Source organism: Streptococcus pluranimalium (genome assembly GCF_047785705.1).
GTDB lineage: Bacteria > Bacillota > Bacilli > Lactobacillales > Streptococcaceae > Streptococcus > Streptococcus pluranimalium_A.
The window spans coordinates 49,293-63,466 of sequence record NZ_JBLOJV010000005.1 but is presented as its reverse complement, the minus strand read 5'-3'; the positions used below and the strand labels follow the sequence as shown (position 1 = coordinate 63,466).

Annotated in this window: 16 protein-coding genes; 14 read left to right on the top strand and 2 right to left on the bottom strand. The window is 41.1% G+C overall.

Features of this window, described 5'->3' with window-relative positions; translation table 11 throughout:
• Position 1: 1 nt before the first annotated feature.
• Positions 2-868 (top strand): 16S rRNA (cytidine(1402)-2'-O)-methyltransferase, encoded by an 867-nt coding sequence (gene rsmI / locus ACMZ6Z_RS02385; protein ID WP_416131063.1) that lies wholly within the window; start codon positions 2-4, stop codon positions 866-868.
• Positions 869-1,010: 142 nt separating this feature from the next.
• Positions 1,011-1,406: a DUF5684 domain-containing protein gene (locus tag ACMZ6Z_RS02380; protein WP_416131062.1), complete on the top strand. Its 396-nt coding sequence runs from the start codon at positions 1,011-1,013 to the stop codon at positions 1,404-1,406.
• Between the two features lie 149 nt (positions 1,407-1,555).
• On the opposite strand, the gene ACMZ6Z_RS02375 is transcribed toward ACMZ6Z_RS02380, so the two are convergent.
• Positions 1,556-2,194, bottom strand: coding sequence for a copper homeostasis protein CutC (locus ACMZ6Z_RS02375; protein WP_416131061.1), 639 nt, complete (start codon positions 2,192-2,194; stop codon positions 1,556-1,558).
• A gap of 253 nt (positions 2,195-2,447) precedes the next feature.
• On the opposite strand from ACMZ6Z_RS02375, the gene serC reads away from it, so the two are divergent.
• From serC to ACMZ6Z_RS02360, 3 genes are read left to right on the top strand one after another with little or no spacing between them, the layout of a single operon-like run.
• A complete protein-coding gene (serC, locus tag ACMZ6Z_RS02370; protein WP_416131091.1) occupies positions 2,448-3,545 on the top strand; it encodes a 3-phosphoserine/phosphohydroxythreonine transaminase in 1,098 nt (365 codons plus the stop codon).
• A 54-nt stretch (positions 3,546-3,599) separates the two neighbouring features.
• On the top strand, positions 3,600-4,784 hold the full coding sequence (locus ACMZ6Z_RS02365; protein WP_416131059.1) for a phosphoglycerate dehydrogenase: 1,185 nt from the start codon (positions 3,600-3,602) through the stop codon (positions 4,782-4,784).
• A gap of 58 nt (positions 4,785-4,842) precedes the next feature.
• Positions 4,843-5,025 carry a DUF6440 family protein gene (locus ACMZ6Z_RS02360; protein ID WP_416131058.1) on the top strand — a complete coding sequence of 61 codons (183 nt, stop codon included), beginning with the start codon at positions 4,843-4,845 and terminating at the stop codon, positions 5,023-5,025.
• A 177-nt stretch (positions 5,026-5,202) separates the two neighbouring features.
• Here ACMZ6Z_RS02360 and ACMZ6Z_RS02355 read toward each other — a convergent pair whose 3' ends face one another.
• The gene (locus tag ACMZ6Z_RS02355; RefSeq protein ID WP_416131057.1) at positions 5,203-6,129 is read right to left on the bottom strand and encodes a diacylglycerol/lipid kinase family protein; all 927 of its coding nucleotides are present in this window, start codon (positions 6,127-6,129) and stop codon (positions 5,203-5,205) included.
• 88 nt (positions 6,130-6,217) lie between these two features.
• On the opposite strand from ACMZ6Z_RS02355, the gene rsmD reads away from it, so the two are divergent.
• The 9 genes from rsmD to ACMZ6Z_RS02310 all read left to right on the top strand — a co-directional run bounded on the left by rsmD (position 6,218) and on the right by ACMZ6Z_RS02310 (position 14,173).
• Entirely contained in the window at positions 6,218-6,757 is a 540-nt protein-coding gene (gene rsmD, locus ACMZ6Z_RS02350; RefSeq protein WP_416131056.1) for a 16S rRNA (guanine(966)-N(2))-methyltransferase RsmD, read from the top strand.
• Positions 6,747-7,235 (top strand): pantetheine-phosphate adenylyltransferase, encoded by a 489-nt coding sequence (gene coaD, locus ACMZ6Z_RS02345; protein WP_416131055.1) that lies wholly within the window; start codon positions 6,747-6,749, stop codon positions 7,233-7,235. The genes rsmD and coaD overlap by 11 nt, the downstream gene beginning before the upstream one ends.
• A gap of 25 nt (positions 7,236-7,260) precedes the next feature.
• Positions 7,261-8,304, top strand: a complete 1,044-nt coding sequence (locus tag ACMZ6Z_RS02340) for a SepM family pheromone-processing serine protease (RefSeq protein ID WP_416131090.1) — start codon at positions 7,261-7,263, stop codon at positions 8,302-8,304.
• 27 nt (positions 8,305-8,331) lie between these two features.
• The gene (locus ACMZ6Z_RS02335) at positions 8,332-9,105 is read left to right on the top strand and encodes a sulfite exporter TauE/SafE family protein (protein ID WP_416131054.1); all 774 of its coding nucleotides are present in this window, start codon (positions 8,332-8,334) and stop codon (positions 9,103-9,105) included.
• 73 nt (positions 9,106-9,178) lie between these two features.
• A protein-coding gene (locus ACMZ6Z_RS02330; protein ID WP_416131053.1) for an IS630 family transposase occupies positions 9,179-10,026 on the top strand; the annotation gives its coding sequence in 2 pieces (ribosomal slippage) (positions 9,179-9,482 and positions 9,482-10,026; 849 coding nt in all).
• A 398-nt stretch (positions 10,027-10,424) separates the two neighbouring features.
• The gene (locus tag ACMZ6Z_RS02325; RefSeq protein WP_416131052.1) at positions 10,425-11,408 is read left to right on the top strand and encodes a LacI family DNA-binding transcriptional regulator; all 984 of its coding nucleotides are present in this window, start codon (positions 10,425-10,427) and stop codon (positions 11,406-11,408) included.
• The gene (rbsK, locus tag ACMZ6Z_RS02320; protein ID WP_416131051.1) at positions 11,401-12,312 is read left to right on the top strand and encodes a ribokinase; all 912 of its coding nucleotides are present in this window, start codon (positions 11,401-11,403) and stop codon (positions 12,310-12,312) included. Before ACMZ6Z_RS02325 ends, rbsK begins: the two co-directional genes overlap by 8 nt.
• Positions 12,287-12,685: a D-ribose pyranase gene (gene rbsD / locus ACMZ6Z_RS02315; protein ID WP_416131050.1), complete on the top strand. Its 399-nt coding sequence runs from the start codon at positions 12,287-12,289 to the stop codon at positions 12,683-12,685. The genes rbsK and rbsD overlap by 26 nt, the downstream gene beginning before the upstream one ends.
• Positions 12,686-12,697: 12 nt before the next feature.
• Positions 12,698-14,173: a sugar ABC transporter ATP-binding protein gene (locus ACMZ6Z_RS02310; RefSeq protein WP_416131049.1), complete on the top strand. Its 1,476-nt coding sequence runs from the start codon at positions 12,698-12,700 to the stop codon at positions 14,171-14,173.
• Position 14,174 lies beyond the last annotated feature (1 nt).

Below are 14,174 nucleotides of genomic sequence, written 5' to 3'. Positions count from 1 at the left end.
GATGCAAGTTCAAAAAAGTTTTAAAGAAGACTCTTCTTACGGTACTCTTTATTTGGTCCCGACACCGATTGGCAATCTAGCTGATATGACTTATCGTGCGATTGACACTCTAAGGCGTGTTGATGTCATTTGTGCAGAGGATACTCGCAACACAGGCTTATTGCTCAATCATTTTGAGATCAAAACGCGCCAAATGAGCTTTCATGAGCATAATGCCTTTGACAAAATCCCTGATCTACTGGATTTACTCAAGTCTGGTAAGTCTCTGGCTCAAGTTTCTGATGCGGGGATGCCTTCCATCTCTGACCCGGGTCATGATTTGGTCAAGGCAGCTATCGAAGACAAAATCCCAGTAGTGGCCTTACCAGGTGCATCAGCTGGGATTACAGCCTTGATTGCCAGTGGCATAGCCCCTCAACCCCATCTTTTTTACGGCTTTTTACCTCGTAAATCGAGTCAGCAAAAAGCCTTTTTCAAGGACAAATACTCTTATCCAGAAACACAGATTTTCTACGAATCTCCCCATCGGGTGGTCTCTACCTTGGCTAATATGCTAGATGTCTATGGCGATCGCCAAGTCACACTGGTTCGAGAGTTGACCAAGCTTTACGAAGAGTACCAACGTGGCACGATTAGTGAGCTTTTGGCTTATCTGGCTGACAATCCTTTAAAAGGAGAATGTTTGCTCATTGTGAACGGCAATGATGGCTCTAATCCAAGTGAAGAAGAAGAGGCTCTCCCTCCTTTAGATGAAGTCAAAGAAAAGATAAGAGCAGGCATCAAGCCCAATCAAGCCATCAAAAGCGTGGCAAAAGAAAGGAACCTCAACCGCCAAGACCTTTATAAAAGCTTTCATGAACTTGATTAGAAGTTGCGGTGTTAATCTGATGTTATCAAGTTGATGGCAAGCACAGATTTTTTGGTATATTTGCCAACAATGATGAAATGTGTTATAATTATTATTGTATTTTATTGATGATGATAAAGTCATCAAAAAGTAAGGAGATATTATGACTGAAGAAAAAGTTGCAGTTTATACGATGTTAGGAACCTATGGATTTATTATCGTCATCTTGTTACTCTCTGCCTTGCTTTCTTTAATTGGTAATTGGAGATTGTTTCAAAAAGCAGGCAAAGAAGGCTGGTATGCTTTGATTCCAATTTATAGCGGCTTTATCAAGCACAAAATCACGTTTGGAGAGTCTAATAAGTGGTATTACTTTATTGGCTGGGTTATCGGTGCTTATTACCTATACACTCACTTTTGTTATGTTAGAGCATTTGGTGGTTCTAAAGGATTAGCTGTGTTAGGTTTATTTTTCCCTGGCATTACGACTTTAATGCTTGCTTTTGGTTCAGGCTTTCAAAAAGATAAATACCACGCCGTTTCACACATACTAGGTTAGTCTATACTAGTAGCTATGATGTGAATGAAAAGTGGGGCAGGAAATTGATCATTCTTAAAAGTCAATCTCTGCTCCACGCTTTCATATCTAGGCTTGTATCAAAAAAGGTCAGGATTGAGTCCTGACCTTTTTATATAGCTGCTTAAAGTCTACCCAATCAAGCGGGTACCATGTACTTGTTTAGCTCTTGTTAAGGTGACCAGTTCTTCGGCATTACTGTTACTGATGCCGCCACCGATGAGAATCTCAATGCGATCGGCAGCGTGTTCGATGAGAGCCTTTAAATGCTCGACATTGTGAAAAATATCTGATTTGCCATCAGGATTACCGTGGGTTAGGATACGGGTGAAACCAGAGTCAATCAAGGTATCCATGGCTTGAAATTGATCTTTTGGTGGAATCTGATCAAAAGCCATGTGAAAAACAAGTGGCAGGCCTTGGGTTGATGGCAGGAGTTGTTCGATGCCTTCTGTATCTAGTTGATTATCAGCAGTTAGTAGCCCCAAAACCAAGGCGTCAGATCCTAGCTCGGCAGCCCGTAGCAGGTCTTCTTCCATGGTCCGAAGTTCTAAGTCGTTATAGACAAAATCCCCTCCACGAGGACGAATCATGATAGCTGTTGTTATGCCTTTTTCGTGTAGGTAACGGTTGGCTTCTTTAATCACACCGTAAGAGGGTGTTGTCCCACCAACGGCTAAGTTATCACATAACTCCACACGGGCAATGTCGGGACTGGTGAGTCGGTGCAAGTCTGTTAAATTTTCGGCACAAAATTCTTTGATGATCATTGGAAATCCTTTCAAGATGAGATGCTTTTATTATAACATGAGTCTTGATTTTTTTGATAGAAATACTCAAGAAACATCAAAAAAGACGAGATGACAAAAGCCAAGATGAAATTAAGGGCTTATCAAGTCAAAAACCCATCCTTGTGATTGCTCAAAAAGGATAAGTCAAAAAAGGTGATTTAGACTGAATAATTATCACAGGTCAGAAATTTTTGTGATATAATGAATTAACTGATCATTGGAGGTCGTGATGATGACAATTTATAACTTTTCTGCAGGTCCTGCTGTTCTACCCAAAGAAGTGCTGAAAAAAGCACAGGCTGAGTTTTTAGATTATGCCAACACTGGCATGAGTGTTATGGAGCTGTCCCATCGCTCCAAAGCCTTTGATGACATCATCAAGGGTGCTGAGGAAACGCTAAGGGATTTGATGCAGATTCCAGACAACTATAAGGTTCTTTTCTTACAAGGTGGTGCCTCAACGCAATTTTCCATGTTGCCACTGAATATGGCTAAAGGGAAAAAAGCCTACTATGTCGTAGCAGGCTCTTGGGGTAAAAAGGCTTATACTGAAGCTCTTAAACTATCAAAAACGATTCCATTTGAGCCGATTTGCTTGGCCTCATCAGAAGCAGATGCTTTTGATCATATTCCCTTATTTGAGGCTGACAGCATTGATCCAAATGCGGCTTATGTGCATCTCACCACCAATAATACCATTGAAGGCACAAGTATCTATGACTTGCCTGACACCAATGGCGTTCCGATTGTGGCGGATATGTCGTCTAATATTTTGGCTGTGGATTACCAAGTGTCTGATTTTGCCATGATTTATGCTGGTGCTCAAAAAAACATTGGGCCAGCTGGTTTGACGATTGTTATTGTGCGCGAGGATTTCTTAAACGATAAGCCTGCTCTATCAAGCATGTTGGATTATCGGATTCAGGCGGATAATGACTCTCTCTACAATACTCCACCAACCTTTAGTATTTACATGGCTAAGTTAGTTTTCGAGCACGTCCAATCATTAGGAGGTGTGGCTAAGATGGCAGAACTTAATCGTCATAAGTCGGGGCTCTTGTATGATTTTATTGACCAATCCGCTTTTTACAGTAATCCTGTTAAAAATGAGGGCGATCGTTCTGTAGCCAACATTCCATTTGTGACACCAAGTGCGGCCTTAGACCAACAATTTTATCAGGAAGCTGATGCGGCTGGATTTAAAAACCTCAAAGGGCATCGCAGTGTTGGTGGCATGAGAGCCAGTCTTTACAACGCTTTTCCCCTAGAGGGAGTGGAGGCTTTAATCGCCTTTATGAAGGCTTTTGAGGACAAGCACCGCCTAGGATAAGGCAGCTATCGGAAACTATTAGCAGATGGTTATAGAAGTTAAAAGGAGAGAAAGATGGTTTTTAGTGTCAAAACCTTTAATAATATTCATAAAATCGGCTTAGCGAAGTTGGGAGATGCTTTTGCGATTGATGGCGAGCGTGCTGCAGATCCTGACGCCTATATCTTGCGAAGCCAGTCTTTACACGGGGAGACTTTCCCGAAAAGTCTGAAGGCCATTGCCCGTGCTGGAGCTGGCACCAATAACATCCCGATTGATCAGGCTAGTGAGTCTGGCATCGTTGTCTTTAACACACCAGGAGCTAATGCCAATGCGGTCAAGGAGGCTGTTTTAACAGCTATTTTGCTGTCAGCAAGAGATTATCTGAGCGCTAATAGCTGGGCTAACAGCCTAGTAGGAGAGGATATCCCTAAGCAAATAGAGGCAGGGAAGTCGCAATTTGCAGGCTCTGAAATCGCAGGCAAAACCCTTGGTGTGATTGGTCTGGGTGCGATTGGTGCTAGAATCGCCAATGATGCTCGCCGTTTAGGCATGAATGTCCTAGGTTATGATCCTTACGTCTCTATTGAGACAGCTTGGAGCATTTCTAGCCACGTTCAGCGTGTCAGCGACTTGAAAGAGATTTTTAGTCAATCGGACTACATCACCATTCACGTGCCCTTGACGGATGACACCAAGCATACCTTTGACAGCACAGCCTTTGCCCAAATGAAAAAAGACACGGTCATCATCAACTTTGCGCGGGCAGAACTGGTGGACAACCAAGCCCTCTTTGAGGCCTTAGAGGCTGGAGTGGTGCGTCGTTATGTGACCGACTTTGGGACTAAAGACTTGCTCAACAAAGAAGGGGTAACGGTCTTTCCGCATCTGGGAGGCTCAACCCAGGAAGCCGAGCTTAACTGTGCCATTATGGCCAGCCAGACGGTTCGTCGTTTCCTAGAAACGGGAGAAATCACTAACGCTGTCAACTTTCCTAACATGCACCAGGTTCAGGAAGCGCCTTACCGTATCACACTGATCAATAAAAACGTGCCTAACATCGTTGCTAAGATTTCGACAGCTGTTTCTGAGTTAGACATCAATATTGATAACATCCTTAATCGTTCAAAAGGGGATTACGCCTATACCCTACTGGATTTGGATGAAACAGACGCTGCCAAGGTCGATCAGCTGGTTGCGCTGTTTGAAGCCAGTGAGAACATCATTCGGGTGCGTCTGATTCCTTTGGCAACATCCTGACCCTTTAACAGGGTCTAGTCATCGTGGTAGACTAAAACTGTAGAGGAGGTATTGAGTGATGTTTAACAAATCAAAGAAAAGCAATAGTCGTTTTGAATACATTCGGACGAACTCAGGATCTTTAATCGTGGTTGATCAAGAAACGGGTGTCGAATATGTTAAAGACGGGATTGCCATGACCGTCCTATATGACACCGATGGCAAACCCAAGATCAACAAAGACTGGAAAGCCAATCACTAGAAAAAACTTAGGAATAACCTAACCCAAAAACCAAAAAAATAAAGAGCAAGACAAACATCAATGACCTCATAGAAGGCGATACTTGTCCCGCTCTTTTTTGCTACCCACAGACTGATCACGAGACGAAGCAAACCAAGGGTATTTCGTTATGATGCGTAACCTATGTTTTCAAACCTATTATGTTTCTGCTTGTTTTGAGTTACTAGGTACGATAACGGTTATGGCTTTTGGGATTATTTTGATGACTGCTGGTAATTTGCCTGCAGGATCACCATCAATACGAATGTTTGGGTTGTTTTTGCTTTTCTTGCGGCTGTTGATTAAACGTAGTTCAGAAGCCTGAAAAGAGTCCCAGTGTCTGAAACGATTAAAGGCTCCAATACGCAAAAAGAAGTAAAGGAAAAATCGGATAAAGTGAGTGCGTCTCAGCGTATATACCGTAAAAAAACCATCGTCTACGGTATCTTTTTGGTTAAAGCCAGGTAAACCAGCCACAGTATTACTCATAGTGACCAAGAGCAGCTTTGTTTTAAGCGCTTGTGACTTTTGGTCAGAGGTGACCTGCACACGATAGGAGCGACGGCGCAAAAAGACCTTCCAACCAGCCTTGATAAAGGCCAGAGCACCATAGCGGCGTTTGCTTTCAGGCGTGACAGACAGTGCCATATCTGCCATAAGCCCTAGGGTCAAGCTGCTAATCATGTAGTGATCATTGACCTTAGCCATATCAATCGCTTTTTCTCTCCCTGAAAAGAGCGTTTCGAGGGCTTTTTGAGTATTGAGAGGAATACCCAGAGCCTTGGCTAAATTATTGACCGTGCCAGTTGGGATAAGCCCTAGGCGAGAGTAACCGCCACCCTCATAAATACCAGCACAAACCAGTTTTACCGTACCATCTCCCCCTAGAGGAATAATCCGATCGAACCGATTGAGGCAGGCCTTTCTAGCCATATCAAGTGTTTCCTTGGGAGAGGTAGGGTAGTAGCTTGTGATAGCTGTTTCAGGAATTCCCTGTGTTTTGAGGAAATGAATGATGACTTCAACTAGCTGGTCTTTGTCTTTTTTTCCTGATTGTTGGTTGATAATGAGTGCAAATCTTGTCATGGTTTTCCTTGTTCTATAAAATGTATTTGTTATTATAGCACGTTAGTGACGAAAAATCTCAGAGAATTTTGTTATAATAGAAAACATTATGAGAATAGTAGCAGGTGAATTTGGTGGACGCCCCTTAAAGACCTTAGCGGGTAAGACGACTCGTCCCACGACGGATAAGGTCAAGGGAGCGATGTTTAATATGATTGGACCTTTTTTTGAGGAAGGACGTGTGCTGGACCTATATGCTGGTAGTGGTGGTTTGGCTATCGAAGCCATTTCTCGGGGTATGACACAGGCTGTTTTGGTCGAAAGGGATCGTTCTGCGCAAGCCATTGTCCAAGCAAATATAAAAATAACAAAGTCAGAGAAACAATTTCAACTGCTGAAAATGGATGCTAAAAAAGCCCTTAGTCAGCTATCTGGACACTTTGACCTTGTTTTCTTAGACCCTCCCTACGCTAAGGAGCAGATTGTTGCTGTTGTGACTGAGCTAGAAGATAGGCAGTTACTGGCTGAGGATGTCATGATTGTTTGTGAAACTGACAAGATGGTTGCATTGCCAAAAGAAATCTCAGCCTTTGGGGTTTGGAAACAAAAAATTTACGGAATGAGTAAGGTGACGGTCTATGTCAGATAAGAAAATTGGCTTGTTTACAGGATCTTTTGACCCCGTGACTTTGGGGCATGTGGATTTGATTGCGCGTGCCAGTCAGTTGTTTGACCAGCTCTATGTTGGGATTTTTTACAACAAAGAAAAAGAAGGCTTGTTCAGTATTGATGATCGTCAAGACATGCTGGAAGAGGCTCTAAAAGAGCTTGCCAATGTCAAGGTGATCACTGCTAATAACAGCTTGGCGGTTGCTGTTGCAGCTGATCTTGAGGTGACACATTTGGTGCGTGGGCTCAGAAATGGCAATGACTTGACCTACGAAGTGAACTTGGAATTTTACAACAAGCGTTTAAACCCGAAAATTGACACGGTCTATCTCATGTCGGCCAATCAATGGCAAGAAGTGAGCTCTAGTCGTATTAGAGAATTGATTTATTTTAAGGCAGCGATTTCGGATTTTGTTCCCAATTCTGTCGTTGAAAAAGTGGAGAAGAACTATGACTAAACAAGACATTAAAGGCATCGAAGCAATGCCTCAAAAATCAACACTCAAGTGGTGGCTCTTAGGAGTTGGATCAGCCTTATTACTAATGCTGGCCTTATTCTTGCCCCTTCCTTACTACATTGAAATGCCAGGCGGGGCATACGACATTCGTCAGGTCTTGCAGGTTGACAACAAAGTGGATAAGGCTAAGGGTTCCTATCGTTTTGTGGCCATCTCACAAATGCGTGCTACTTTTGCTGGCTTGGTTTATGCCTGGCTAACCCCTTTCACAGATGTTTCGACAGCCAAGGAGAGTCTAGGTCGCTATACTGAGGAGGAGTACCTCCGTCTTAATCAGTTTTACATGGAAACGTCTCAGCATGAGGCGATCTATCAAGCCTTTAAACTAGCAGAAAAGCCTGTTGAGTTGACATACTTTGGTGTCTATGTCCTAGATGTTTCTAAACAATCAACATTTAAAGGGATTTTAGGACTTGCTGATACGGTGACAGGTGTTAATGGGAATACCTTTGAGAGTTCAAAAGAGCTGATTGACTATGTCAGTAAGCAAACCCTTGGCGATCCCGTAACGGTTCAATACCTATCAAACAATCAAGCCAAAGAAGCCTCAGGGAAGATTATCAAGTTGGATAATGGTAAAAATGGTATCGGTATTGGCTTAGTTGATCATACGGCAGTAGATACCAAGATTCCAGTTGATTTTTCGACAGGTAATGTCGGTGGCCCTAGCGCTGGCTTGATGTTTACACTAGATATTTTAGATCAAATCAATACCGAAGATCTGCGTAAAGGCCGCATGATTGCAGGAACTGGTACGATTGAAAAAGATGGCTCTGTCGGTGATATTGGTGGTACTGGCAAAAAGGTTGTCTCAGCTGCCAAGGATGGGGTAGATATTTTCTTTGTTCCCAATAACCCAGTCCCGAAAGCTTATCTGAAAGAGCATCCAGATGCTAAAACCAACTATCAAGAAGCCAAAGAAGCAGCAAAACGCATCAAGACAAAGATGACAATTGTTCCTGTCAAAAACGTTCAAGAAGCGATTGACTACCTCAGAGCAACCTCTTAAGCTGGCGTATAAAGAAAAGGATTAGCGATGATACTTTATGTTCTTATTGTGTTAGTTGCCACGATGATTGGTGCTATTACGGGTCTTGGTGGTGGTGTTATCATCAAGCCACTCTTTGATGCTATCGGGCTAGATGGGCCAACGACGATTAGCTTTTATTCATCGGTCGCGGTGTTTACGATGTGCTTGGTCACGATTTATAAGCAAATGGTTAGAGGCTTTGTCTTTAAGTGGCGGCTTCTTAGTAGCATATCGGTGGGCTCTATTTTAGGTGGTCTATTAGGAGATCGACTGTTCGCCTTCGCCGTTGCTCAGCTCCACGCACGGCAGGTCAGCCTTATTCAAGCATCGCTTTTGTTTGCGACTTTACTTATCATTTTGCTCTATACCTTGATGAAGCCACGACTTCGGTCTTATCATTTGGATAATCCTGTGATGGTCTTTATGGTAGGGTTATTTTTGGGAGCCTTATCAGTTTTTCTTGGGATTGGTGGTGGTCCACTCAACGTGGCACTCTTGATGTGGTTATTTTCCTTGAGCATGAAAGAAGCGGCCGCTTACTCTATTGCCACCATCTTTTTTTCCCAGCTATCCAACCTAGCAACGACGGTATTTACCCGAACATTTTTAAGCTACCCTTTGACCATCGTGCCCTTCTTAATGCTTGCGGCTGTTCTAGGAGCCTTTCTAGGCACGCTCCTCAATCAAAAAATGACCGAAAAAACAGTGGAGCGCTGCTATATTGGCTTGATGCTAGTACTTGTCTGCCTCTCTGTCTTTAACATCTTCCAAAATCTATAACCCCAAAAATCAGCGCTTGCTAAAAGTATAGCGAAATGAAACAAAAACAGTACATTTGTGGTATAATGTATTTATGGCATATTCATTAGATTTTCGTAAAAAAGTTCTCGCATACTGTGAGAAAACAGGCAGTATTACTGAAGCATCTGTTGTTTTCGATATTTCACGCAACACCATCTATCAATGGCTAAAATTAATGGAGACTACTGGCGAGCTTCATCACCAAGTTAAGGGAACCAAACCAAGAAAAGTTGATAGAGAAAAATTAAAGAACTATCTTGAAGCTCATCCAGATGCTTTTTTGACTGAAATAGCTTCTGAATTTGGTTGCCATCCAACAGCTATTCATTACGCTCTCAAAGCTATGGGTTATACTCGAAAAAAAAGAGCTGTACCTACTATGAACAAGATCCTGAGAAAGTAAATCAGTTCCTTAAAGAATTTAATAACTTAAGTCACTTGACACCTGTTTATATTGACGAGACAGGGTTTGAGATATATTTTCATCGAGAATATGGTCGATCTTTGAAAGGTCAGTTGATCACTGGTCAGGTCTCTGGAAGAAGATTCCAGCGGATATCTTTAGTCGCAGGTCTTATAAACGGTGAGATTATAGCCCCAATGACCTACAAAGAAACCATGACTAGTGACTTTTTCGAAGCTTGGTTTAAAACATTCTTACTGCCCACTTTAGATAGACCATCTGTTATCATTATGGACAATGCAAGGTTTCATCGGATGAGTAAGCTAAAAGAGTTATGCAAGGAGCAGGGTCATAGACTTTTACCACTTCCTCCTTACTCACCTGAGTATAATCCCATTGAGAAAACATGGGCTCAAATTAAAAAATACCTCAGAAAAGTATTGCCAAATTGCGATACTTTTCTTGAGGCACTTTTGTCCTGTTCTTGTTTCAATTAAATATAGTTTATCACAGCTTTGTTTCGCAGGAAGTCTATTAGAGATTTTAATTACTCATATAAGCCTAGTCTCAATAAACAGTATAATAGTCTCGAAAAAAATCTAATCACCAAAATATTCTACTAAAGTCATGATACGAAAGCTAAACTTATACTCATTCAAAATCAAAAACTAATTTTTTATAAGGATTATCTGTTGACGGTAGTTTTTTTAATAATTAATAAAATACTTGTACTATAAATTATTATTGATTTCATAGTTTTATTTTAGGTCTCTTTCTGAAATACATTGAATACTAATTTAATCATTCAATTGTTTAGAAAAACATTGACAAATCAAAAGAAAACGGTTACAATAAAAATATGAGAACGGTTCCACAAAAAGGGAGGAGGTTGTCTTTGGTTACGATAAAAGAAGTTGCAGAAGAAGCTGGTGTATCAAAATCAACAGTATCTCGTTATATTTCTCAAAAGGGTTATGTGGGACAGGACGCTCAACAAAAGATAAAAAAGGCTATTCAGACCTTAAATTACAGCCCTAATGTCTTAGCGCAATCCTTAAAATCACAACGCAATCAACTAGTCGGTTTGTTACTGCCAGATATTTCAAATCCATTTTTCCCCCGTCTTGCTAGGGGTGCTGAAGAGTTTTTAAAAGAACGTGGCTATCGCGTTATGCTGGGAAATATTGGTGAAGGAGAAGTTTTAGATGAAGATTATTTAAACGTTTTACTCCAAACCAAGGCGGCAGGCATTATCACAACGCATGATTTTACAAAAACACATCCTGATCTGGATATTCCAGTAGTTGTTGTCGATAGGGTTGATCAAGAAACAGAGTACGGTGTCTTCTCAGATAATCAAGCAGGTGGTCGTTTAGCTGCTGAGAAAATTGTTCAAGCGGGCACTAGTAAGGTTTTGTTAGTTAGAGGACCTTCTGATGGTGCGCAGAGTATCAATCAGAGATTTGAAGCGGGGCTTCGTTATTTGAAAGACAAACAGATACCGACAGCTATATCCGACAGTCAATCTTTCGACTTCGATGCCATTCAAAAAGAAGCTGAGATCATGCTAGATCAAAACCCTGATTGTGATAGTATTATGGCGCCTTCTGATGTCCATGCGATAGCTTATATTCATGAGATATTATCGCGTGGGAAAAAGATACCTGAAGATATTCAGATTATTGGCTATGATGATATCTTGATGAGTCGATTTATTTACCCATCCTTATCAACGATTCATCAGTCTTCTTATAGGCTTGGACAAGAAGCAGCTGAATTGATTTATAAAATTGCCAATCAGTTACCGGTAGAAGAAAAAAGAGTGCAGTTACCAGTAAGATACATTGAAAGAGAAACCTTAAGGAGGACATATGAGTAAAATCGTTATTATTGGCAGTATCTCCATGGACTTGGTCATGGAAACAGATCGTATTGCAGAAGCAGGCGAGACTGTTTTTGGAAAACAGTTCTCCATGGTACCTGGTGGCAAAGGCGCTAACCAGGCGGTGGCCATTGGTCGTCTGAGTTCTAAAGACGATCATATTGAAATGTTGGGAGCTGTAGGACAGGATCAGTTTGGACCTAGCCTCCTAGACAATTTAAATCAAAATCGGGTTATTTCCGAAAATGTGGGAACGATACCATATTCAACAGGTGTTGCGCAAATTACACTTTACGATGATGATAATCGCATTATCTATAGTCCGGGAGCCAACGGAAAAGTAGATGCCAGTCAATTTGACAGTGAGTGGGATATTATCAGAAACGCTGATTTAGTGGTTTTACAAAATGAGATCAGTCATTCAAGTAATTTAGCTATCGCGCAATTTTGTCATCAAAATGGTGTTAAGGTTCTCTATAATCCAGCACCTTCGCGAGATACAGATATTGACATGTTAGATTTTGTAGATGTCTTTACTCCTAATGAACATGAGATTAGAGAACTATTTCCTAATCAAGAGATAGAAGACGTTATCAAACACTATCCTAATAAACTCCTAGTAACTTTGGGAACAAAGGGTTCTATTTTCTTTGACGGCAAGGAAATTCAAAAAGTGCCTGCTATTAAAGCTGAAGTTGTTGATACGACAGGAGCTGGCGATACCTTTAATGGTGCATTTGGCTACGCCCTTTCAAAAGGAATGTCCTTTAAAGACGCTGTAGCTTTTGGAACTTTAGCATCACACTTATCCGTTCAGGGCTTTGGAGCACAGGGTGGGATGCCTTATTTAAAAGAAATGAAAGAGAGTGGTTATTATGAAGAAACATGGGCTGTTGAATAGTAATTTGGCTAAAATGGCAGCTGATTTAGGTCATACAGATCGCGTTTGTATTGGTGATTTAGGCTTGCCTGTTCCTGATGGTGTTAGCAAAATCGATCTCGCTCTAAAACACGGCTTACCAAGTTTTCAAGATGTCCTTGATAACTATCTAGACAATATATTAGTTGAAAAAGTGATTTTAGCTGAGGAAATTAAGACGGAAAATCCTAAGCAGCTAGAGAAGGTATTGAAAAAATTAGACGTTAATGTTGACATTGTTTACGTCAGTCACGAAGAATTAAAAGCTCTTAATAAGCATGTCAAAGCAGTGGTTCGAACAGGTGAAGATACGCCTTATTCTAATATTATTTTGCAGTCTGGTGTGACTCTATAGCGAGGTGAAGGCATGAAAATTGAAATGAGAAACATTTCAAAATCATTTGGAAATAATAAAGTTCTTGAAAAAATTGACTTAGATTTACAGTCTGGACAGGTTCATGCTCTTATGGGAGAAAATGGTGCTGGTAAATCAACCTTGATGAATATTTTAACGGGTTTGTTTCCAGCAACGAAAGGCACGATTACTATTGACGGAAAAGAAATGGCTTTTGCCAATCCGCAAGAAGCAGAGGAATTTGGTATCAGCTTTATCCATCAAGAGATGAATACCTGGTCAGATATGACGGTTTTGGAAAACTTATTTCTAGGACGGGAAATCAAAAATAGTTTTGGTCTACTAAACCAAAAAGCTATGAAAGAAAAAGCTAATCAGGCATTTGAGCGTTTAGGGGTCTCTATTCCCTTAAATGCTGAGATTGGAAAACTTTCCGTTGGTCAGCAGCAAATGATTGAAATCGCTAAATCTTTGTTATCAGAAGTTTCCATCCTTATTATGGACGAACCGACGGCAGCTTTGACTGACCGAGAGACAGAGAGTCTCTTTTCAATCATCAATAGTCTGAAAGCACAAGGGGTTGGGATTGTTTACATTTCCCACCGTATGGAAGAAATTTTTAGAATAACGGATCTAATCACGGTTATGCGTGATGGCTTAGTGGTTGATACGACACCAACCAATGAAACGACCTCAGATGAGTTGGTTAAAAAAATGGTGGGTCGAGAATTAGAAGACTATTATCCTGATAAGACAGCTAAGATTGGAGAGGTCGCTTTTGAAGTTAGTCATCTGAGTGGTAATGACTTTGAAGATGTTTCCTTTCAGGTTAGAAAAGGTGAAATTCTTGGTTTTTCAGGATTGATGGGAGCCGGGCGAACCGAAGTCATGCGAGCTATTTTTGGCATTGATGCCTTAAAATCTGGTCAGATTAAAATAGACGGTCAGGAAGTTTCGATTGCCAATCCTGTTCAAGCTATTGAAAAGGGGATTGGATTCTTGACTGAAAACCGAAAGGATGAAGGGTTAATTCTGGATTTTTCGATTAAGGATAATATGACCTTACCCAGTACTAGAGATTTTAGCCGACATGGATTTTTTGATGACAAGACCAGTACAGAATTTGTGAATCAGTTAATAGAACGGTTACGAGTCAAGTCTGGAACACCAAAATTGCCTGTTGGCAATCTATCGGGTGGTAACCAACAAAAAGTAGTCCTTGCTAAATGGATTGGTATTGCTCCCAAAATATTGATTTTAGACGAACCAACGCGGGGTGTCGATGTTGGGGCTAAACGAGAAATTTATCAATTGATGAATGAATTAGCAGAAAGAGGTGTTCCCATCATCATGGTATCATCAGACCTTCCAGAAATATTAGGTGTAAGCGATCGTATTATCGTTATGCATGAAGGACGTATCAGCGGAGAGCTTAGTCAATCAGAAGCTAACCAAGAATTAGTCATGCAGCTTGCGACAGGAGGATAAT